General features: G+C 70.6%; 19 protein-coding genes. 9 read left to right on the forward strand and 10 right to left on the reverse strand.

Features of this window, described 5'->3' with window-relative positions; genetic code table 11:
- Window positions 1-97: 97 nt before the first annotated feature.
- The 4 genes from ureA to ureG are packed head-to-tail and all read left to right on the forward strand — an operon-like array spanning window position 98 to window position 3,994.
- A complete protein-coding gene (gene ureA, locus OV427_RS15175; protein WP_267856822.1) occupies window positions 98-868 on the forward strand; it encodes an urease subunit gamma in 771 nt (256 codons plus the stop codon).
- Window positions 865-2,580 (forward strand): urease subunit alpha, encoded by a 1,716-nt coding sequence (gene ureC, locus OV427_RS15180; RefSeq protein ID WP_267856823.1) that lies wholly within the window; start codon window positions 865-867, stop codon window positions 2,578-2,580. The genes ureA and ureC overlap by 4 nt, the downstream gene beginning before the upstream one ends.
- 16 nt (window positions 2,581-2,596) lie before the next feature.
- The gene (locus OV427_RS15185) at window positions 2,597-3,259 is read left to right on the forward strand and encodes an urease accessory protein UreF (RefSeq protein ID WP_267856824.1); all 663 of its coding nucleotides are present in this window, start codon (window positions 2,597-2,599) and stop codon (window positions 3,257-3,259) included.
- Window positions 3,260-3,271: 12 nt separating this feature from the next.
- On the forward strand, window positions 3,272-3,994 hold the full coding sequence (gene ureG / locus OV427_RS15190; protein WP_267856825.1) for an urease accessory protein UreG: 723 nt from the start codon (window positions 3,272-3,274) through the stop codon (window positions 3,992-3,994).
- Here ureG and cglB read toward each other — a convergent pair.
- Window positions 3,991-5,250 carry an adventurous gliding motility lipoprotein CglB gene (gene cglB / locus OV427_RS15195; RefSeq protein ID WP_267856826.1) on the reverse strand — a complete coding sequence of 420 codons (1,260 nt, stop codon included), beginning with the start codon at window positions 5,248-5,250 and terminating at the stop codon, window positions 3,991-3,993. The two genes, ureG and cglB, sit on opposite strands and share 4 nt — an antisense overlap.
- Window positions 5,251-5,449: 199 nt before the next feature.
- On the opposite strand from cglB, the gene OV427_RS15200 reads away from it, so the two are divergent.
- The gene (locus OV427_RS15200; RefSeq protein ID WP_267856827.1) at window positions 5,450-5,719 is read left to right on the forward strand and encodes a hypothetical protein; all 270 of its coding nucleotides are present in this window, start codon (window positions 5,450-5,452) and stop codon (window positions 5,717-5,719) included.
- 12 nt (window positions 5,720-5,731) lie between these two features.
- Here the strand turns inward: OV427_RS15200 and OV427_RS15205 are convergent, their stop codons facing one another.
- The gene (locus tag OV427_RS15205) at window positions 5,732-6,424 is read right to left on the reverse strand and encodes a type 1 glutamine amidotransferase domain-containing protein (RefSeq protein WP_267856828.1); all 693 of its coding nucleotides are present in this window, start codon (window positions 6,422-6,424) and stop codon (window positions 5,732-5,734) included.
- Between the two features lie 176 nt (window positions 6,425-6,600).
- Between OV427_RS15205 and OV427_RS15210 the strand changes: the two genes are divergently transcribed.
- Complete coding sequence (locus tag OV427_RS15210) at window positions 6,601-7,503, forward strand: LysR family transcriptional regulator (protein WP_267856829.1); 903 nt, start codon at window positions 6,601-6,603, stop codon at window positions 7,501-7,503.
- A gap of 102 nt (window positions 7,504-7,605) precedes the next feature.
- Here the strand turns inward: OV427_RS15210 and OV427_RS15215 are convergent, their stop codons facing one another.
- The 3 genes from OV427_RS15215 to OV427_RS15225 form a co-directional block, all read right to left on the reverse strand.
- Complete coding sequence (locus tag OV427_RS15215; RefSeq protein ID WP_267856830.1) at window positions 7,606-10,791, reverse strand: efflux RND transporter permease subunit; 3,186 nt, start codon at window positions 10,789-10,791, stop codon at window positions 7,606-7,608.
- The gene (locus OV427_RS15220; protein WP_267856831.1) at window positions 10,788-11,975 is read right to left on the reverse strand and encodes an efflux RND transporter periplasmic adaptor subunit; all 1,188 of its coding nucleotides are present in this window, start codon (window positions 11,973-11,975) and stop codon (window positions 10,788-10,790) included. Before OV427_RS15220 ends, OV427_RS15215 begins: the two co-directional genes overlap by 4 nt.
- A gap of 562 nt (window positions 11,976-12,537) precedes the next feature.
- Window positions 12,538-13,314 carry an SDR family NAD(P)-dependent oxidoreductase gene (locus OV427_RS15225; RefSeq protein WP_267856832.1) on the reverse strand — a complete coding sequence of 259 codons (777 nt, stop codon included), beginning with the start codon at window positions 13,312-13,314 and terminating at the stop codon, window positions 12,538-12,540.
- 124 nt (window positions 13,315-13,438) lie between these two features.
- On the opposite strand from OV427_RS15225, the gene OV427_RS15230 reads away from it, so the two are divergent.
- Together OV427_RS15230 and OV427_RS15235 are read left to right on the forward strand one after the other, a co-directional pair.
- Complete coding sequence (locus tag OV427_RS15230; RefSeq protein ID WP_267856833.1) at window positions 13,439-13,864, forward strand: winged helix-turn-helix transcriptional regulator; 426 nt, start codon at window positions 13,439-13,441, stop codon at window positions 13,862-13,864.
- Window positions 13,865-13,959: 95 nt separating this feature from the next.
- Window positions 13,960-15,321 (forward strand): erythromycin esterase family protein, encoded by a 1,362-nt coding sequence (locus tag OV427_RS15235; RefSeq protein ID WP_267856834.1) that lies wholly within the window; start codon window positions 13,960-13,962, stop codon window positions 15,319-15,321.
- Window positions 15,322-15,401: 80 nt separating this feature from the next.
- Here OV427_RS15235 and OV427_RS15240 read toward each other — a convergent pair whose 3' ends face one another.
- Window positions 15,402-15,941 carry a nuclear transport factor 2 family protein gene (locus tag OV427_RS15240; protein WP_267856835.1) on the reverse strand — a complete coding sequence of 180 codons (540 nt, stop codon included), beginning with the start codon at window positions 15,939-15,941 and terminating at the stop codon, window positions 15,402-15,404.
- Window positions 15,942-16,039: 98 nt separating this feature from the next.
- Between OV427_RS15240 and OV427_RS15245 the strand changes: the two genes are divergently transcribed.
- Window positions 16,040-16,822, forward strand: coding sequence for an alpha/beta fold hydrolase (locus tag OV427_RS15245; protein WP_267856836.1), 783 nt, complete (start codon window positions 16,040-16,042; stop codon window positions 16,820-16,822).
- Between the two features lie 27 nt (window positions 16,823-16,849).
- Here OV427_RS15245 and OV427_RS15250 read toward each other — a convergent pair whose 3' ends face one another.
- From OV427_RS15250 to OV427_RS15265, 4 genes are all read right to left on the reverse strand, one after another.
- Complete coding sequence (locus OV427_RS15250; protein ID WP_267856837.1) at window positions 16,850-17,269, reverse strand: hypothetical protein; 420 nt, start codon at window positions 17,267-17,269, stop codon at window positions 16,850-16,852.
- Window positions 17,270-17,306: 37 nt separating this feature from the next.
- The gene (locus OV427_RS15255) at window positions 17,307-17,942 is read right to left on the reverse strand and encodes a hypothetical protein (protein ID WP_267856838.1); all 636 of its coding nucleotides are present in this window, start codon (window positions 17,940-17,942) and stop codon (window positions 17,307-17,309) included.
- A 91-nt stretch (window positions 17,943-18,033) separates the two neighbouring features.
- Entirely contained in the window at window positions 18,034-20,196 is a 2,163-nt protein-coding gene (locus OV427_RS15260; protein WP_267856839.1) for a caspase family protein, read from the reverse strand.
- Between the two features lie 94 nt (window positions 20,197-20,290).
- Window positions 20,291-21,211, reverse strand: coding sequence for a hypothetical protein (locus tag OV427_RS15265; protein ID WP_267856840.1), 921 nt, complete (start codon window positions 21,209-21,211; stop codon window positions 20,291-20,293).
- Between the last annotated feature and the right edge of the window lies 1 nt (window position 21,212).

Below are 21,212 nucleotides of genomic sequence, written 5' to 3' on the forward strand. Positions count from 1 at the left end.
CCCCACTCATCGGCCAGATGACGTCGTCGCGACAGTCACCGAACCTGAACGCAGGCTCACCTTGGAAGTGACTGACGCAGCGCGCTAGCCTGCGGGCGTGCACCTCTCCCCAAGAGACGTCGACAAGCTGCTGCTGCACCAGGCCGGCTTCCTCGCGCAGAAGCGCCTCGCGCGAGGCGTCCGGCTCAACTACCCGGAGGCGGTGGCGCTCATCGCCACGCAGTTGCTGGAGTTCATCCGTGACGGCCGGGGCGTGGCCGAGCTGATGGACCTGGGCCGCCGCCTCCTGGGCCGCGCGCAGGTGATGGAGGGCGTGCCGGAGCTGCTGGCGGAGGTGCAGGTGGAGGGCACCTTCCCGGACGGCTCCAAGCTGGTGACGGTGCACCACCCCGTCGTCGCCGAGCACGGCGATTTGGAGTTGGCCCTCTACGGCAGCTTCCTGCCGGTGCCCCCGCGCGAGCGCTTCAGCGTGCCCGCGCCCACGCAGGAGGGCCCGCCCGGCGAGGTACGCGTGCTCCCCGGCGAGCTGGTCCTCAACGACGGGCGCGACGCCATCTCCCTGCGCGTGACGCACAAGGGAGACCGGCCCATCCAGGTGGGCAGCCACTACCCCTTCTTCGAGACGAACCGTGCGCTCGTCTTCGACCGGGCGAAGGCCTACGGCCGGCGCCTGGACATCCCCGCGGGCACGGCGGTGCGCTTCGAGCCGGGGGAAACGAAGACGGTGCCGCTCGTCTCCATCGCCGGGGACGCGGTGGTGCGCGGCGGCAACGCGCTGGGCAGCGGGAAGGTGTCACCCGAGGGCCGCGAGCGCGCCATGGACGCGGTGCGCGCGCAGGGCTTCGGTCACCAGGAGGAGGGCTCATGAGCCGGAAGATGGACCGCCGCCACTACGCGGACATGTTCGGCCCCACCACGGGAGACCGGGTGCGGCTGGGCGACACGGGGCTGTGGGCCGAGGTGGAGCGCGACGCCACCGTCTACGGCGACGAGTGCAAGTTCGGCGGCGGCAAGGTGCTGCGCGAGGGCATGGGCCAGCAGGCCGGCGTCGGCGACGACAGGGCGCTCGACTGCGTCATCACCAACGCGCTCATCCTCGACTGGACGGGCATCTACAAGGCGGACATCGGAATCAAGCACGGCCGCATCGCCGGCATCGGCAAGGCGGGCAACCCGGACGTCATGGCCGGCGTCACGCCGGGCATGGTGGTGGGCGTCACCACCGAGGCCATTGCCGGCGAGGGCCTCATCGTCACCGCGGGCGGGCTGGACACGCACATCCACTTCATCTGCCCGCAGCAGGCGGACGAGGCGCTGGCCAGCGGAATCACCACGTGGGTAGGCGGCGGCACCGGCCCCGCCACCGGCACCAAGGCCACCACCTGCACGCCCGGCGCTTGGAACCTCCAGCGGATGCTCCAGGCCACGGACACCATTCCGCTCAACATCGGCCTCACCGGCAAGGGCAACACGTCCCTGCCCGAGGGGCTCGTGGACCAGATTCGCGCGGGCGCCATCGGCCTGAAGCTGCACGAGGACTGGGGCACCACGCCGGCCGCCATCGACACCTGCCTCTCCGTGGCGGAGGGCGAGGACGTCCAGGTCACCATCCACACGGACACGCTGAACGAGTCCGGCTACGTGGACGACTCGCTGGCCGCGTTCAAGGGCCGCACCATCCACACCTACCACTCCGAGGGCGCGGGAGGCGGACACGCCCCGGACATCATCCGCGTGTGCGGCGCGCCCAACGTGCTGCCCAGCTCCACCAACCCCACGCGCCCATACACGGTGAACACGCTGGATGAGCACCTGGACATGCTCATGGTGTGTCACCACCTGGACCGCGAGATTCCCGAGGACGTCGCCTTCGCGGAGAGCCGCATCCGCGGGGAGACCATCGCCGCGGAGGACATCCTCCATGACCTGGGCGCCATCAGCATGATGTCGTCCGACAGCCAGGCCATGGGGCGCGTGGGCGAGGTCATCTGCCGCACGTGGCAGACGGCCCACAAGATGCGCGAGCAGCGCGGCCGGCTGCGCGACGAGCGCGGCGACAACGACAACCTCCGCATCCGCCGCTACGTGGCGAAGTACACCATCAACCCCGCCATCGCCCATGGGCTGGCGCACGAGGTGGGCTCCGTCGAGCCAGGGAAGCTCGCGGACCTGGTGCTGTGGCGGCCGGCCTTCTTCGGCCTCAAGCCCGAATTGGTGCTCAAGGGCGGCTTCATCGCCTGGGGGCAGATGGGTGACGCCAACGCGTCCATTCCCACGCCGCAGCCGTACCTCATGCGACCCATGTTCGGTGCGCGCGGCCGGGCGCTCGGGGCCACGAGCCTCGCCTTCGTCTCCGCCCGCGCGCTGGCGGAAGGCACCACGCGAGAGTTGGGGCTCACCAAGCGCCTGTCCGCGGTGAGCCGCTGCCGGGGCCTGGGCAAGCGGGACATGAAGCTCAACGACGCCCTGCCCATCCTCACCGTGGACCCGGAGACGTACGAGGTGCGCGCGGACGGCGAGCTGCTGCGCTGCGAGCCCGCCCGCATCCTCCCCCTGGCCCAGCTCTACTCGCTGTTCTGATGGAGGGCTGAAAGCCATGGGCGCGTCGTGGAGGGTGTTGCAGCTGGCGGACTCGGGCTTTCCCACCGGGGGCTTCGCGCACTCGGCGGGGCTGGAGGCCGCCGTGCAGCAGGGCGAGGTGCGCGGGGCTCCGGAGCTGCGGCGCTTCGTGCGCGAGCTGCTCTGGCAGGCGGGGCATGGCGGGCTGCCGCTGCTCGGTGCCGCGCACCACGAGCCCACCACCCTGCCCGCGCTGGACGCGCGCGCGGACGCCTTCCTCACCAGCCACGTGGCCAACCGCGCCAGCCGCACGCAGGGCCGGGCCCTGCTGGACACCTGCGCGCGCATCTTCCCCGGGCCGGTGGCGCCGCTGCGCGAGGCCGCTCGCGCGGACAAGCTGTGCTTCCACCATGCGCCCCTCTTCGGCGCGGTGCTGCGCGCGCTGGACGTGGCGCTGCCGGACGCGCAGGCGCTCTACCTGTCCCTGACGCTGCGGGGCACGCTGTCCGCGGCGGTGCGGCTGGGCATCGTCGGCACGCACGAGTCGCACCAACTCCAGCATCAGGCCACGCCGCTGCTGGACGCCGTCCTGGAGCAGTGCGCCGGGCTGGGCGTGGACGCCCTGGCGCAGCCCTCTCCCCTGTTGGATCTGCTCGGGTCCACGCACGACCGGCTCTATTCGAGGCTCTTCCTGTCCTGAGGTGAAGCGCACATGCACGACGACCACCGCGGCCACGGCCACGACGACGACCATGACCACGAGCACGAGGAGTGGGACCACCCGGGCCACTTCGACGAGCGCGAGGAGCCGAAGAAGCGCGACTACAAGGCCCGCGCCTTCACCATCGGCATCGGCGGGCCCGTGGGCAGCGGGAAGACGGCGCTGGTGCTGGCCCTGTGCCGCAAGCTGCGCGACCGCGTCCGCCTGGGCGTCGTCACCAACGACATCTTCACCAAGGAGGACGCCGAGTTCCTCGTCCGCAACCAGGCCCTGTCCCCCGAGCGAATCAAGGCGGTGGAGACGGGCGGCTGCCCCCACGCGGCCATCCGCGAGGACATCAGCCACAACCTGATGGCGCTGGAGCAGCTCATGGAGGAGCTGTCGCCGGAGCTGCTCATCGTGGAGAGCGGCGGCGACAACCTCGCGGCGCAGTACAGCCGCGAGCTGGCGGACTACACCGTCTACGTCATCGACGTGGCCGGCGGGGACAAGGTGCCGCGCAAGGGCGGCCCCGGGATTACGCAGTCCGACCTGCTGGTCATCAACAAGACGGACCTGGCGCCACACGTGGGCGCGGACCTGGGCGTCATGGAGCGCGACGCGAAGAAGATGCGCGGCAACGGGCCCTTCGTCTTCACCCAGGTGACGAAGGGCGTGGGCCTGGACGAGGTGGTGGAGCACCTCCTCGGCGCGTGGCGCCAGCGCACCGCCTAGCGCTGGCGGATGGCGCGAAGGCTCACGTCGATGGGCGCATCCGGCGTGGACGCCTTGAGGCGCTCGCACAGCGCACCGGTGAAGAGGACGCCTTGGTCCGTCAGCTCCCAGGTGTCCACTCCCGGGGGGGTGCGCACTTCTTCCACGTAGACGACGATGAGCTTGGGGTCCGACGGGAGCTGTGAAGGGTCCAGCGCGACGAGGCAGGGCTGCGGGTTGACGACCTCCTTGCTGATGGCCTCCAGCACCTGGGCCAGCTCGGTCTGGTTGCCCGCCTGGTAGAAGGGGCGCTGGCACAGGTGCGTGACGGCGTCACACGGGTCATTCGGGCCGCAGGACGTCTGACCCTCCTTGCAGGTGCGGGCGAAGCCGCCAGCACGGGCCATGGCGTCCAGCACCGCGGGGCCATCACCCTCCGCCGTCTCCGTGCCGAACCCGATGACGATGGTGGTGATTTCCTTGCCGGCCAGCTCCCGCACCGCCTCCACCGAGGCCTCCATGTCCAGGCAGCCCAGCTTCTCCGCCGCCCCCGCACAGGTCGAGGCCGTGCACCGGCAGCGCGGGTCTGTGCCCTTGTAGATGTTATCGCCGTTGCAGTTGGGCAGGCCGTCCGTGAGCAGCACCACGAACTGCTTGCGCTCCGCGTCCTGGAGCCCGGGCAGGTTCTTCACGAAGCGCAGGCTCAGGCTCGTCGGCGTGCCGCCCAGGGGACGCCCCGTCCCCGCGTTGGGGATGCCCTGGATGATGTCGTTGATTTGATTCGCGTTCGCCAGCAGCGAGGCATCGTCCTCCGCCACCGGCAGGTCCTTGCGCACGGTGGTCTCCGACGCGGTCCGGCAGGACGCGAGGATGCCGGCTTCTCCGCGCGGGTCGGGATAGGTCGTCAGGCCGAAGCGGACGAAGGCCCCGGTGTCGGCGAGGAACTTCGGCACCGCGGCCTGCAGCTCCGTCCAGCGCGTGGGGCAGACTGCCGGGTTGCAGGCATCCGTGTCCCCGCAGACCTTGCCGTCATCTCTCCCGGGCACGAGGCAGTCGGGGTCCGACGTGTCCACCGGGTCCGTCATGGAGGCGGAGGTGTCCACCAACAGCATGACGTTGGGCTTGAGCCTGCGCCCGACGAAGGGCTCCTCGAAGGTCGTCTGCGCGATGGCGAGGGGCTCCACCGGCTCGAAGTCATAGGTCTGGCAGGCTCCCGCGAGGGCACTCAGACAGGCGCCGAAAGCGAGAGCACTCAGCAGGGTCGGCCGGGTGCGCATGGACGAGGGACTCCTTCGTTCGGGGGCGCGTGCAGGGTAGCGCGCCATTTCTCCCCGAGGGCAAGGACTCCGCACGCCGCGCGGCGATCACCACCGCATTGCAACTACCACTCACATGCACACTGAAGTTTTTGAAGAGACTGGGACGGGGCGAGGTTCCTGTGAGACGTCAGAACACCGCTCTATATTTTGTCCCACCATGACCACCACGACCCGTCGTGCCCTGATGCTGCTGTCCTTCCTGTCCCTCGCCGCCTGCGGAGGGCCGGTGGAGGAGGCCTCGTCCGAGTCCGCCTCCAGCGAGGCGTCCCAGGAGCAGGCCGCCACCCTCATCTGTCCGGACTTCGTCCTGAGTGCTCCCGAGTGCACCAACCTGCCCGCTACCTCCCCCTGCGTGCGGAGCAACGGCGCACCGGGCACCTGTCACGCGTACATGAGCAAGCCGGGACTCGTCTGCTCCTGTTACTAGCCTCCCGCGCCGTCAGCGGGTGCCGGTGGCCTGGCGCTGGGGCGTGAGTACACGCACCAGCGCCTCGGCCACGGCGGCGGCGGACGCCGGGTTCTGCCCGGTGACGAGCCGCTCGCTCACCACCACGTGCCGCTGGAAGTCGGGCGCCTTCGTGAAGCGCGCGCCGCGCTCGATGAGCTTCGACTCCAGGAGGAAGGGCACGACCTGGGTGAGCTTCACCGCCGCCTCCTCCTCGTTGGTGAAGGCGGACACGTCCCGCCCCGCCACGAGGTAGCCGCCGTCCGGCAGCTTCGCGTTCACCAGCGCCGCGGGGCCGTGGCACACCGCAGCCACCGCTCCGCCGCGCGCGTAGAGGGCGCCGATGAGCGCATTGAGGCGCGCGTCTTGCGGCAAATCGAACATCGTCCCGTGCCCGCCCGGCACGTAGATGGCGGCATACCGCGCGGGCTCCACCTGCTCCGGGCGCAGCGTCGTCTCCAGGCGCGCCAGTTGCCGCGCGTCGTCGAGGAAGGCGCGATTGAGGGCATCGTCGCGTGACACGCCGTCCATCGGCGCCCGTCCGCCCTTGGGGCTGACGTAGTCCACCTCCAGGCCGGCGCGGGTGAAGACGTCGAGCGCGTGGGTGAGTTCGGACAGGTAGAAGCCCGTCTTCCGTCCGGTGTCGCCGAGGGTGTCGTGGCTGGTGAGGACGATGAGGATGCGCATGGGTTTGTTTCCTCGAGGGGAAGGGGAAGCCTGGGGACCTGCGCCCGTGGCAAGGAGCGCCACGGCGAGCAGGCCGAGCCAGCGGAGTGAGTGGGTGCCGTTCATGGCGCTGCAAGGTATGAGGCGGGGACGCCGGGCGCCCATCGGCCTTCCGACTGCGAGCGATAGGATTTTTCATGGCTGAGCTGGACCTGCTCCACTCGTTCCTCGCCATCTACCGGGCGGGCTCCATCTCCCGCGCGGCCACCACGGTGCACCTCACGCAGCCGGCGCTGTCCGCGCACCTCCAGGCGTTGGAGGCGCGGCTGGGACGGCCCCTCTTCACGCGACGGGCGCGCGGCGTGGTGCCGACGCCCGCGGGGCACGACCTCGCGCAGGCGGCCGCCGCGCACGTGGACGCGCTGGACACCCTCGTGGACGCGATGCGGGCGGGCAACACGGCGCTGGAGGGGACGCTCTACCTGGGCGGACCGGCGGAGCTGCTGGCGGCGAAGGTGCTCCCGGCGCTCGCGCCGCTGGTGGCCCGGGGCCTGACGCTCCAGGTGCGGCTGGACGTGGTGACGCCGCTGCTCGAGGCGCTCGGCGCGGGCGAGCTGGACCTGGTGGTGGCCTCGCGCAAGGTGGCCGCGCGCGGGCTGGTGTACCAGGTCCTCTATGACGAGGAGCTGGTGCTGGTGGGCGCCCCGGACTGGGCGGAGCGGCTGCCACGCAAGGCGCTGGAGGCGGCGGGCGGAGAGGCGCTGCTCGCGGACGTGCCGTGGCTGGCCTACGCGGGCGACCTTCCGCTGCTGCGGCGATTCTTCCGAGATGCTTTCGGCGCCCGTGTCCGCGGAAGCGCACGCGCCGCCGTGCCAGACCTCCGCGCGGTGATGGCCCTGGCCGAAGGAGGCGCGGGCATGACGGTGCTGCCCCGCTACCTGTGCGAGGGCGCCTTGCAGCGGGGCTCGCTGGTGGAGCTGATGCGGCCTGCCCGGCCCGTGCTCAACCGGCTCCACCTGGCCACGCGCGAGGCCCGGGGCCTGGCGCCCCGAGTCCGGGCCGCGGTGGAGCTGCTGCTCCGCTCGGCCCCGGGGTGGTAGCGCGAGGGCCCCCATCCGGAGGCCGAGCGCCACCTGTCCCCATGAAAGACACCGTGCCGGGCGAAGTCCCACTTCCCCGCCCGGCGCGGCTGCGTTCCTGCTTCAGTGCCCCGGTGCGCCCGTGGCTCCGGGAGGAACCGGCGCGGGCTCCGGCTCGGCCCGGCGTAGCTCCAGCTTGCGGATGACGATGTAGAAGATGGGCGTCAGCACCAGGCCGAAGAGCGTCACCCCAAGCATGCCGGCGAGCACCGCCACGCCCATCGCCTGCCGCATCTCCGAGCCCGCGCCCGTGGCCGTCGCGAGCGGCACCACGCCCATGATGAAGGCCACCGACGTCATCAGGATGGGCCGCAGCCGCAGCCGGCATGCCTCGAGCGCCGCCTGCGCCACGCCCATGCCCTCGTCCTCCTTGGAGCGGGCGAACTCGACGATGAGGATGGCGTTCTTCGCCGCGAGGCCGATGAGCACCACGAGGCCAATCTGCGTGAAGATGTTGTTCTCCCCGCCCGTGAGCCACACGCCGACAATCGCGCTGAGCAGCGCCATGGGCACCGTCAGCAGCACCGCCAGCGGCAGCGTCCAGCTGTTGTACTGCGCCGCGAGGATGAGGAAGGCGAGCAGGATGGCCAGCGGGAAGACGAGCAGCCCTTCCTTGCCGGCGAGCTTCTCCTGGTAGGTGAGGTCGGTCCACTCGAAGCTCATCCCGGCGGGAAGCGTCTCCGCCGCGACTCGCTCCATCGCCGCCACCGCCGCTCCCGTGCTGACACCCGGCCGGGCCATGCCATTGAGGTCCGCGGACGGGTAGCCGTTGTAGCGCATCACCTGGTCCGGTCCGAAGGACGGCGCCACGTTGACGAGTGACGCCAGCGGCACCATGCCGCCCTGCGCATTGCGCACCTGGAGCCGGCCGATGTCCTCCGCCTGCATGCGGTACGGCGCGTCCGCCTGCACATTCACCTGGTAGGTGCGCCCGAAGCGGTTGAAGTCATTCACGTAGAGCGAGCCCAGGTGGATTTGCAGCGTGTCGAAGATGTCCCCGAGCGGCACGCCCTGCGTCTTCGCCTTCACCCGGTCCACGTCGAGCTGGAGCTGGGGCACGTTGATTTCGAAGCCCGTCATCAGCCCCGCCACCTCCGGCTCCTGGGCGGCCCGCCGCGACAGGGCCTGCGCGGCCTCGTAGAGCGCCTCGGGGCCCAGGCCCGCGCGGTCCTCCAGTTGGAGCTTGAAGCCCGCCAGCGCGCCCATGCCCGGCACCGGCGGGGGCGGGAAGATGGCGGTGAAGCCTTCCTGGATGGTGCTGAACTTCGCCTGGAGGCGCCCGGCAATCGCGTTCGCCGACAGCTCCGGCGACTGCCGCTTCTCGAAGGTATCGAGCGCGGTGAAGACCACCGCCGCGTTGGGCGCGTTGACGAAGCCATTCACCGACAGGCCGGAGAACGCAATCACGTTGGCCACGCCGGGCTCGGCCAGCGCAATCTCCGACATGCGGCGCACCACGTCCGTCGTCCTGTCCAGCGACGAGGCCGGCGGCAGCTGGGCAATGCCCACGAGGTAGTACTTGTCCTGCATGGGGACGAAGCCCTTGGGCACGTGCGCGAAGCCCGCCCACGTCAGCCCCAGCAGCCCGCCGTAGATGAGCAGCGCCACCGCGCTGACGCGCACCACGCGCTTCACCGTGCGCACGTAGCCTTCCGACGCGCGCTCGAAGAAGCGGTTGAAGGGCTTGAAGAGCCGGCCCCCCAGCGACCAGTCCATGAAGCGCGTGAGGGCGTCCTTGCGGCCATGGTGCGAGCGCAGCAGCACGCCCGCCAGCGCCGGGCTCAGCGTGAGCGAGTTGAAGGCGGACAGCAGCGTGGAGATGGCGATGGTGAGGGCGAACTGCCGGTAAAACTGGCCGGTGAGGCCGCCGAGGAACGCGGTGGGGATGAAGACGGCCGCCAGCACCGACGTAATCGCGATGATGGGCCCCGTCACCTCCGTCATCGCCCTGCGGGCCGCCTCCTTCGGACTGGCCCCCAGCGAGATGTGCCGCTCGACGTTCTCCACGACGACGATGGCGTCATCCACCACGATGCCGATGGAGAGCACCAGTCCGAAGAGTGACAGCGTGTTGAGCGAGAAGCCCAACAGGTGCATCACCGCCGCCGTGCCCACCAGCGACACCGGCACCGCCGCGAGCGGGATGATGGACGCGCGCCACGTCTGGAGGAAGAGCACCACCACCAGCACCACGAGGAACACGGCCTCCAGCAGCGTGGTCACCACGTTCTTGATGGAGGCGCGCACGAAGAAGGTCGGGTCATACGCGACGCGGTACTCCATGCCCTTCGGGAAGGCCGCGCTCAACTCCGCCACGCGCTCGCGCACGGCGGCAGAGACTTCGAGCGCGTTGGAGCCGGAGGCCTGGTTGATGCCAATGGCCACCGCCGGCTTGCCGTCCAGGAGCGCCTTCAGCCCGTAGCTGCTGGCCCCCATCTCCACCCGGGCCACGTCGCGCAGGCGCGTCACCTGGCCGCCCTCGCCCACCTTGAGGACGATGTCGCCGAACTGCTGCTCGTCGGCGAGCCGGCCCTGCGTGGTGACGGTGATTTGAAACGCGGAGCTGGCGTCCGGCTGCTGCCCGACGACGCCCGCGGCCACCTGCACGTTCTGCTCACGGATGGCGGCCACCGCGTCGCTCGCGGTGAGCTTGCGCGAGGCCAGCTTCTGCGGGTCCAACCAGATGCGCATGCTGTACTCGCCCGCGCCCCACACCACGACGCTGCCCACGCCGGGGATGCGCTGGAGCACGTCCTTCACCTGGAGCACCGCGTAGTTGGAGAGGTAGAGCGGCTCCAGTGACGCGTCCGGGGAGACGAGGTGCACCACCATCAGGATGTCCGTGCTCGTCTTCTCCGTGAGCACGCCCAGCCGCTGCACCTCCTGCGGCAGGCGCGGCAGCGCGCGCGCCACGCGGTTCTGCACCTGCACCTGCGCGAGGTCCGCGTCCACGCCCTGGGCGAACGTCACCGTGAGGGACACGCGGCCGTCGCTGGTGGACTGCGAGGACATGTAGAGCATGCCCTCCACGCCGTTGATTTCCTGCTCCAGCGGCGCGGCCACCGTCTCCGCGATGACGCGCGGGTTGGCGCCGGGGTAGGCCGCGCGCACCACCACCGTGGGCGGCGCGACGGCGGGGTACTCACTGAGGGGAAGCTGGACGATGGAGAGCCCTCCCGCGATGAGCAGGAGGACGGAGAGCACGGCCGCGAAGATGGGCCGGTCGACGAAGAAGTGGGCGAACTTCATGGCCGGGCGCTCCCCGCGCGCTGCGTCTTCGCCATCGCCACGAGCTTCGGCGTCACCTTCATGCCGGGCCGGGCGAGGCCCTTGAGGACGATGCGCTCGCCGGGCGACAGGCCCTTCACCACCGTGCGCAGGCCGCCGTCGCTGGCGCCCAGCTCCACGCGGCGCTGCTCCAGCGCCCCGTCCGCGCCCACCACGAGCACGTAGCGGCCCTGCTGGTCCGTGCCCACCGCCAGGTCGTCGATGAGGACCGTGTCGCGGGACGGGCCCGTCTCCAGGCGCACGCGCGCGAAGAGGCCCGGGGTGAGCCGGCCGTCGGGATTGGACAGGACGGCGCGTGCCCGCGCGGTGCCGGTGCCGGAGTCCACCTTGTTGGACAGGAAGTCGAGCTTCGCCTCGTGGGGGAAGCCGTCCTCGCCCAGCAGCGCCACGCGCACGGGCACGGGCTGGATGCGCCCGTCGGCCTGGCGGCCCGAGGGGCCGGCGCTGGCGAAGCGCAGGTAGGTGGGCTCGTCCACGTCGAAGTAGACGTAGAACGGGTCCACCGAGACGATGGTGGTGAGCAGCGTGGCCCCGGCGGTGCCGCCGCTGACGAGGTTGCCCGGCGTTACGAGCGCCTGTCCCACGCGGCCGTTGATGGGCGCGCGGACCTTGGTGTCCTGGAGGTCGATTTCCGCGGAGCGCACGGCGGCGCGGGCGGACTCGACGCGGGCGAGGCTCTCGGCGTGCTCGGCCTTGAGCACGTCGAAGTCACTCTGGGAGATGACGCGCTCAGCCACGAGCTTCTCGCCGCGCTCGAAGCGGCTCTTCGCCAGGGTGCTGCGCTCCTCGGACTGGCGCAGGTCGGCCTGCGCGCGAGAGAGCGTGGCCTCGTAGGTGCGCGCGTCGAGCTGGAAGAGCACCTGCCCGGCCTTGACCAGCCCGCCCTCGGCGAAGCGGACGGAGTCGATGTAGCCGCCCACGCGGGGACGCAACTCCACGCTCTGCACGGCGGCGAGCGCGCCGGTGAACTCCGCGCTCTCCGACAGGGGCTTCGTGACGACCTCTGCCACCACGACTTCGGGGGCCGCCGGTTGCGCGGCTCCCTGCCCTGACTGCTCTCCCTTGCCGTCCCGGGCCAGGACGAAACCACCCACCACCAGCGGGGCGACCAGGGCCGCTCCCACCACGACACGTCTGAGCTTCATGGATGACTCCTCTGCTGCGAAGGCACACGACGGCACGAGACGACTCGCGCTCCCGCGAGCCGCCGCGTTCTGCCGGCGTCGAGATTCAGGGCGTGAGCAGGGCTCCGCCCGGGCCCCTCCCGCGGAACACGTGTGTCCGCCGGGGAGCCGGGATGTGGATGGAATTCAGGGCCGCGAACGAAGGTCCGCGCGGGCTCTTACGGGGAATCGACCGGGGCGCGAGTCGCGCCGCTGCGTTGTCGACGACAACATGGGTGCGCCGGGAGCGTCCGGCGTTCTCGCGCACCGTGGCGGAACGTCGGGACAGTGGCGGCCATCCGCGCCCCATCCATGGGGGCGAGGGAATATCCGGGGGTGTAACCGGCCACGAAATGAAACATGGCGGGTTACTAATCACCCCGGAGCAAGGGGCGCAATGGATTCTTCCTTCCCTCCAGGACGGGGGCGGAGACCTCCCGCGAACCCTTTCCGGGTCGTGGCTGAAACGACACGTCCGGGCCCGCGGTGGCGCGGGCCCGGACGAAAATAGTCTCGCTGCTGGAAGGACTTGACGCAGGGCCACTCAGAGCTTGAAGCCGCCCGTCACCTCGATTCGCTGGCCGGTGAGCCAGCGGGTCTCCGGGGCGAGCAGCATGGCCACGATGCCGCCGATGTCGTCGGGCACTCCCACGCGACCGAGCGCCGTCTCCGAGGCGACGAATTTCTGCAGCTCGACGTCGCGCATCGCTCCGCCGCCGAAGTCGGTCTCGATACCGCCCGGAGCGATGACGTTGACCGAGATGCGCCGCGGTCCCAGCTCCGCGGCCATGTATCGCGTGAGGACCTCGACGCCGCCCTTCATCACCGCATAGGCCGAGTAGCCGGGGAACGTGTAGCGCGCGAGGCCGGTCGACACGTTCAGAATCCGGCCGCCGTCCGCGATGAGCGGCAGGAGCTTCTGCGCGAGGAAGAACGTGCCCTTGAGGTGGACGTTCAAGAGCTCGTCGAACTGCTCCTCCGTGGTGTCGGCGAAGGGGGCACCGATACCCGTGCCGGCGTTGTTCACCAGGTAGTCGAAGCGCTCGCGCTTCCACACGCTGGCGAGCTCGGCCTTCACCGCCATGGCGAACGCCTGGAACCCCGCGCTCTTGCCGACGTCGAAGGGCAGAACCGCGGCCTTGCGTCCCTTGGCTTCAATCCGCGCCGCCACCTCTCGCGCCTCCTTCACCGAGGTCCGGTAGGTGAGAATCACATCGACGCCGCGGTCGGCGAGGGTCAGGGCCATGCTCCTGCCAAGCCCGCGACTGCCGCCAGTGATGAGGGCAATGGGGGCAGCGGTGCTGCCGTTCGTCGTGCTCATGAGGCTCCCTTTCAAACGGCTCACGGTGTGCCGTGAAAGAGATGTGCCGTACGGCCCTGGTCGTCGCTAGATACTCTTTCGTCCCATACGAACCGGTTCGCCCCATACGAACCTGGCGGTAACCATGCCGACACTCTTCAAACAGCTTCCTCCCCTGCCAGCGGAGCGCGCACTCAAGGTCATCGGCGGCCGTTGGAAGGTGGTCATTCTCTATTACCTGTTTGAAGGCCCGAAACGCCTCTCGGAGCTCAGGCGCCTGGCGCCGCTCGCGAGCCAGAAGGTCCTGGTCCAGCAGCTTCGGGAGATGGAGGAGCACGGCATCGTTGACCGCAAGGTCTTCGCCCAAGTGCCTCCGCGCGTGGAGTACTCGGCGACGAAGCTGGGCCTCAGCCTCCAGCCCATCATCGCGTCGCTCTGCGAATGGGGCCGCCATCACGCGTCGGAGCTGAGCGCGCTCGATGCACCTGAAGTACAGGAGCGACCGGGTGGCGTCCGCAAACCCCGGCAGGCTGCGATTGGCATCAAGCCGGCCGGGCAGTCCCTCGACTGACGCCGGGGCCGCAGGGGCGTGCTCCCCTGCCCGCCCTCCGGTCTGCGGTGGGAGGCCGCTGGTCAGCGGCGCCTGGCCGTCCCACCTTTGAGGGCATGAGCCCGCCACGGGGTACGAGCCCGTTCGAGGACGAGCAGGACGCCTCGCCTGCCCTGCTGGAGGGTGTGCGAGCGGCCGCGCTCCCGCTGAGTGGCAGGTCCGAGGACCTGGAGCCGCTCCTCGAGAGCATCGGCGACGCGCGCTTCGTCCTCCTGGGCGAGGCCACCCACGGCACCCACGAGTTCTACCAGGCCCGCGCCGCGCTCACCCGCCGCCTCGTCTCCGAGCACGGCTTCACCGCCGTGGCCGTGGAGGCGGACTGGCCGGATGCCCTGCGCGTCAACGCCTTCGTCCACGGTGAGGGCAACGACAGGAACGCCGCGAGCGCGCTCGGCAACTTCCAGCGCTTCCCCAAGTGGATGTGGCGCAACCGCGACGTGGAGGAACTGGTCACCTGGCTGCGCGCACACAACGCCAGCGTGGGCCCGGAGTTCCGCGCCGGCTTCTACGGGCTGGACCTCTACAGCCTCCACGCGTCCATGCGCGAGGTGGTGGCCTATCTGGAGACGGTGGACCCCGCCGCCGCCCAGCGCGCCCGCGAGCGCTACTCCTGCTTCGACCACTTCGGCTATGAGCCACAGGCCTACGGCGCGGCCACCACCTACGCCCATGCGGAGACCTGTGAGGCCGCGGTCCAGGCGCAGTTGATGGAGCTACAGCGGCGCGCGCCCCTCAACACGCGGGACGAGGATGCGCGCTTCTTCGCCGAGCAGAACGCCCAGCTCGCCGCCGACGCGGAGGGCTACTACCGCGCCATGTACGCGGGCCGTCACGAGGGGTGGAACCTGCGCGACACGCACATGGCAAATGCCGCGGACGCGCTGCTGAAGCACCTGTCCCGCAAGGGGCGCAAAGCGCGCATGGTCATCTGGGCGCACAACTCACACCTGGGCGACGCACGCGCCACGCAGATGGGCGACCAGGGCGAGCTGAACCTGGGGCAGCTCCTGCGCGAGCGGCACGGCGACGCCACGTACAACGTGGGCTTCACCACGTACACCGGCGTCGTGATTGCCGCGCACGAGTGGGACGAGCCGGGCCTGCGCCGCCGCATCCAACCCGCCATGGCCGGCAGCTACGAGCACCTCTTCCACGAGGTGGGCCTGCCGTCCTTCCTGCTGCGCATGGAAGATTTGGGCGAAGCGGCCGGCGGCCTGCACGAGCGCCGGCTGGAGCGCGCCATCGGCGTCGTGTATGCGCCGCGCACCGAGCGCTGGAGCCACTACTTCCACGCGGACCTGCCCGCGCAGTTCGACGCCGTGCTGCACTACGACGAAACGCGCGCCCTGCGGCCGCTCGACGCCGACTCCGGCCACGAGGAGGAGGACGCGCCCGACACCTATCCCTTCGGCTTGTGAGGAGCGGAGTGGGCGCCACGACCCGGGTCCGACCCCAGGGGCCGTGGCACTCCCACTCCCTTCCTCACCCCGGAAGAGGGCTACTTCTTCGGCGCGGGCGCGGGCGTCGTGGGAGCCGGCGTGGCGGGGGCGGGCTTCGCCGCCTGCGCCTTCTCGTAGGCGGCGACGCGCTTCGTGACTTCGCCCATCAGGTCATTGGGAATGGGGACGGAGAGGTTGTACTGGGCAATCTTCCAGGCGTTGCCCTCCTTCACCAGCACGCCGCTGCCGCGGCTGGGGCCCAGGTTGGGCGTGTCGAGCGTCTCGTCGAACCAGGCCACCGTGCCGTCCGCCGAGAGGGAGATGAAGCGCTTCACCGGCTTGAAGCTCCACGCCTTGCCCTTGGAGAAGTAGGGCTTGGACCAGGCGCGGAACTCGTCTCGAGTCCACCGCTCGGTGGCATCGGTGCCCATGAAGACGCCATCGGCGGTGAAGTGGCCGAAGTAGCGCGGCTCGTCCGCGGCGGCGGCGGCCTTGTGCCAGTCATCCAGCACCGCGGCGACGGCGGCCTTCGGGTCGGCGGGGGAGGTGCCCACGGGGGCGGCGGCGAGTGCGAGAAGCAGCAGGGAGACAGTGGTCACGCGGAGAGACCTCGTCAGGCAGAAGGTTCGCGGTATGAAGCGGCACGCGGTGCCCCGGGTCAAGGCGCTCGGGGGCGGAATAGAAAGGTGTCTCGCAGATGGTCCTCGAGAGCTTCGGGGTGGGTGAGGGCGACGTGCCCACGGTGATGCTGCACGGCTTCCTCGGGACGGGGCGGAATCTGCGCTCGCTGGCGGCGGCCTGGAGCGCGGCGGACCCGCGCCGGCGCTTCCTGCTGCCGGACCTCACCGGCCATGGCAGCTCGCCGGCCCTGCCCGCCAGCGCGGACCTCTTCACCCTGGCCCGCGACGTGGTGGACACGGCGCGCGCGCAGGGCATCTCCGGTCCGTTCGACTGGGTGGGCCACTCGCTGGGCGGGCGCGTGTCGCTGGCCGGCAGCCTCCACGTGCCCGAGGCCGTCCGGAGCGTCACGCTGCTGGACATCACCCCGGGCCCGGTGCCGGGCGACCTGTCGGAGAGCGGCAAGGTGCTGGGCGTGCTGCTCCAGGCGCCGCCGCGCGCGGACAACCGCCGGGCGATGCGCGCGGAGCTGACCGGGCGCGGCCTGTCCGAGCCGCTGGCGGACTGGCTGCTGATGAACCTGGTCACCCAGCCGGACGGCGTGAAGTGGCGCTTCGACCGGCAGGCGCTGGCGGAATTGCACTCGCGCGTCAACGGCACGGATTTGTGGGAGGCGGTGGAGCGCCAGGGCCGCCCGCCCATGCGCTGCATCCGGGGTGGGAAGGCGAAGTACGTGTCGGACGCGGACGCGGAGCGCATGGTCGCCGCCGGCTGTCCCGTGGCCACGCTCCCGGACGCGGGCCACTTCGTCCACGTGGACGCGCCACAGGCCCTGCTGGAGTGGTTGATGCAGGAGGCGTGATAGGGGGCCGGGCGCCCGACCGAGGGACTACTGCTGCACCTTGAGGATGCGCCACCCCCGGACGTCGATGACGTAGCTGGCGCCCACATCGAGGATGGGCGGCCCACCGATGTCACACGCCTCCGGGTTGGGGACGATGCTGACGTACATGACACCTTCCGGGCCCGGTGCAGTCGCCACATCGTAGGACTCACGCCGCGAGAGACATTCCTGGAGTGGCGTCGCTCCGGTCGGGAGCTTGTGGTCCCACGGAAGGTAGTCCTCCATCGCCAACTGGATGGCTCTCAGCGAGGTCCCCGCGATGATTTGCCGCCCTTCGAGTGGGAGCGCGAGGGGGAGCTCCACGGCTGCCGCCTCCTCCGGAGGCGCATGTGGCGGACGTGGTGGGCGCTGGAACAGCGCACAGGCGGGGAGAAGAAGGAAAAGGACTGGCAGCGCGCGCTTCATGGAAGGTGCCTCGACTGAAAAGTCCGCACGTCGTGCGTCATTCATTCCCTACCGCCGTCACCAGACCGTACCTCTTGTCCTCCGGCCTGATGATGCCCACCAGCTTCCAGCGCTTCTCCTTGCGCAGATAGACCTCGCCAGGACGCTCATCATTTTCGACATAGGGGATGAGCTTCATGATTGTGCAAGCCCTGTCGAACTGGATGCGAATGCTCCAGAGTTGCGTCGCAGAAATCCGGTCGCCAGGACTCATCTGCGATGGCGCCCAGGGGTGGCTATGGAAGTCCCCCAGGACGGCGGGACGGCCGCGCTCGTCAGCGACGTAGCGAGGAGGAATGCACTTCTTCCGCTTCGCGGGTCCCACGAGCACTGGCTCTCCCAAGGGCGATGGCATGCTGGCGTAGTACGTGCCATCACCCAGGGAATAGATGGCTCCGCAGTACGCTTGGCCATATTCGCCATCCTGCGAGCGTGGCAGCTTCATGATGGCAGGGCATAGCTGGTCGATGACGTCGTCGACATTGGTCGATGGAGTGACAACGGCCCAGGGCCCCCTCACATGGACATGGTCGCCCGTGCGCCAGTAGCTCTCGGTCACACTCGCCGCCGGGGTGCTGGAAACGCAGCCCACCAGCAGGCCCAGCATCACCGCCCAGCTCGGCTCGGCGCGCATGAACGCCCTCCCCTCCGAACCATGCGACGCCGGGCTGGAGGCCGTCCACGCATGGCCAATCCCCGGAGCGATGCATTTGGATTCACGCGGCTCAGATTCGTACGCCGAGCAACAGGCCGGGCCACATCCGCGTCGCGTCCGGCCCGCGCCCCAGCTTCCACTGCGGCAGCGGGCTGACGTCCGGGTCCTCCTCACCGGAGGAGGGCTCGTACACGTTGAGGGAGACGCCGACGAAGAGGGCGAAGCGCCGCTTCAGCTCCCAGCCCACCATGGCGCGCAGCCGGCTCAGCGAGCCGTCCCAGTCCTCGCCGATGAACTGGGTGCCGACGTCCACGTCCAGGTAGTACCGCTCCGAAGCGCCCAGTGGGAAGTGCACGCCCAGCCCTATCAGCGTGAGCGTGCGCACGGAGCGGTCCTCCAGCCGCGCCCCCTCCGTGACGAGCACGTACACGGTGCGGCTGCCATACTTGATGCTCACCGACAGCGGGAGCACGTCATCGGCGGACACCTCGAAGGCCAGCCGCCCCTTGCGCACGATGCTCAGGATGCCGATGGGCACCGACACGTCGTCCGCGATGTTGATGAGCCCCAGCTGCACGCCGCGCACGTTGGCCGCCACGTTGATGAGCCCCACCTGCGCGCCCGCCACGTCCCCCGAGATGTTGATGAGCCCCACCTGTGCCCCGGCAAGCCGCTCCGCCAGGTTGATGCCCCCCGCGGCCTGGAACCCGCGCAGCTTCGCCGACGCGCGGTTGGCGGTGGTGCTGAGTTGGAAGCCCGTGTAGTCGCCCTCGGCGCTGTTGAAGACGGCGGACACCTGGCCTCCCGTGCCGCCCGCGAACGCGAGGTTGCCGCCAATCGCCGCCTGCAGCCCGAGCACCTCGCCGCCCGCGACGTTGGCGATGCCGGAGACCTGGAACCCCTCCATCGTCCCGTCCACCCACCCCAGACCGCCGGCCGCCCCCAGCCCGCGCAGTTGGAGCGAGCGCACCGCCAGCGCGCCCAGCGCCACGTGGTTGAGGCCACTGCCGCCCCACAGCGCGGTGCTCGCCAGCGGCGGCACCAGCGACAGGTTCAGCGGCACCGTGGGCACGTCCACCGAGGGCATGGGCGCGTCGGCCACCGCGGCCATGGGCTCGCCGCCGCCGCGCGCCGCCGTGCGCGTCAGCGTCACCGGGACGAAGTGCTCCGCGCGCAGCTCCGCGCCCCCCTTCGAGGACACCGCCAGCTCCGCTTCGAAGCGCTGCGAGGGGCGCTCCAGCACGAAGGTGTAGCGGCCGGCCGCCAGCCCTAGCGCGAGGCGCCGCCCACCGGGCTTCTGCAGCTCCGCGACGAGCTGGTTGCCCCAGTCGCGCACGAAGAGGCGGCCCTGCACATCCTCCGCCACCGCCAGCCGCACGCTGGAGCCGCGCAGGTCCGTCATCACCAAATCCCCGCTGCCCGCGAGCTGGATGTCGTAGGCCGCGTGCTGCGGGCCTCCCTGGGAGCGCTCCGTGCGCGCGAGCGTCTCGTGGAAGGCGAACTGGTAGGCCTCGTGCAGCGTCACCCGCCCGTCGCCGCTGGCGTCCGCCGCACCGCGCAGGCCGGTGACGAGGAAGTGCGTGAAGAAGGACGCGCCGATGCTGTCCGACTCCTGCGCGACTTCATCCGCCGAGCTGGACGCGAGGTAGGCGTGGCCCCGCACCTGCGACGACGCGTCCGTGAGGAAGGCCGGCCGGCGCACGCCGCCCTTGTAGCGGGTGAGCGCGCCGGAGCCGCACGAGTCGAGGATGGCGATGCGCACGTCCGCCGGCACAGCGCCCAGCGCGCGCCGCAAGTCGTCGTAGGAGAAGCGCTCGCCGCGCGGCAGCAGGCCGTCCCCGTCCGAGTGGCCCGAGTAGTACAGCACCAGCTCGCGCCGCACGCCCGGCGCCTCCGCCGCCTCCACCAGCGTCTTCGTCTGCTGCAGCGCCGCTTCCAGCGCGTGTTGGTCCGCCTCCAGCAGCAGCACCCGGTCCGCCACCGCCACGCCGCCCAGCTCCTCCAGCACGCGCGACATCGCCAGCGCGTCCGAGCCCGCATAGCGCAGCCGCTCGCGGCCCGGGCCGCCCTCGCTGGAGCCGACGACGAGCGCGAAGCGGCGCAGCGTGGCCCCGGGCTCCTCCACCGATTGGACGGCGGCGGCCTCCGGAGCGAAGAGGCACAGGCCCAGCCACGCGGCCGCCACCAGCCCGGCCACGCGTCCCCACCCATGCCCTGTGGTGCGTCTCATCATCCGCATCCCGCTCCGTGCCAGCCCCGGCCCGGCGTCACATGAGCGCCGGTGGCATACCTCGTTTGGCCGCCCCCCGCGCCCCCCCCCCCGCGCGCTACGGACTCCAGCGGGCGCGGCGCACCAGCCAGGAGCTGCCGCCCCGGCCGTCGCGCACCACCGCCCAGAACGTCACGTCCTGCGCCGTCGCGCCCTCGGCCGGCTCCCACTCCGTGCGGTGCCGCCCCTGCTGGCCGCCGAAGTCCGCGCCGCCCGTCACCTGCGGGGAGAACTCGCCCAGCGTGGTGTGCCAGGAAATCTCCCAGGCCTCCTTGAGCGTGACGGCGTTGAGCCGCAGGCCCGGCACCACGTACGTCTCCTCCAGCCCGGACACGTCGTCGGACGTCATGACGAAGGGGCCGGGGCCGCTCAGCTCCAGCGGCGTGCCCTCCTCCCAGGGCGCGTCGTCCACGCGCAGGCCCGGAAGCACCGGCTGCACGTTCTCCTTCATGCCCTCCACCAGCGGGCACCAGAAGACCATCAGCTTCTGCGCGTAGACCTCCTCGTCGCCCGCCGTCACGTGGAGCACCAGCGGCATGCGGATGCCGCCCAGCCCCTTGTACGGGTCCTCCTCGAGCACGCGCTCCAGCAGCAGCCGGTCGTCCCCCACCCGGACCGCGCCGGGACGGATGGGGAGCACCAGCTCGCCCACCGTCGTCGTGCCCTCCGCGAGCTTCGCGCGGCTCGCCGCATCCGAGCAGGTGGTGTCGTCCGTGTCCGCGCACGCCCACAGCTCGTAGCGGATGGGGCGTCCCTCGCCAGCGGGGTCCACCAGCAGGGCGCGGTAGGTGATTTCCTCCGCGAGCTGGTCAAACGCCTCCGGCGTCTGCTCGCAGGTGGAGGCATACAGCTCCGGCTTCTCGGTGGAGATGCCGAGCACACGGAAGTCGTGCACCTTCGACGGCTGGTCCTCGGGGTCGATGCAGGCGACAGCGCCGAGCGTGAGCAGGAGGCTGGCGCACTTGAGCAGGGCCTTCATG

The organism is Pyxidicoccus sp. MSG2, from assembly GCF_026626705.1.
Classification (GTDB): domain Bacteria; phylum Myxococcota; class Myxococcia; order Myxococcales; family Myxococcaceae; genus Myxococcus.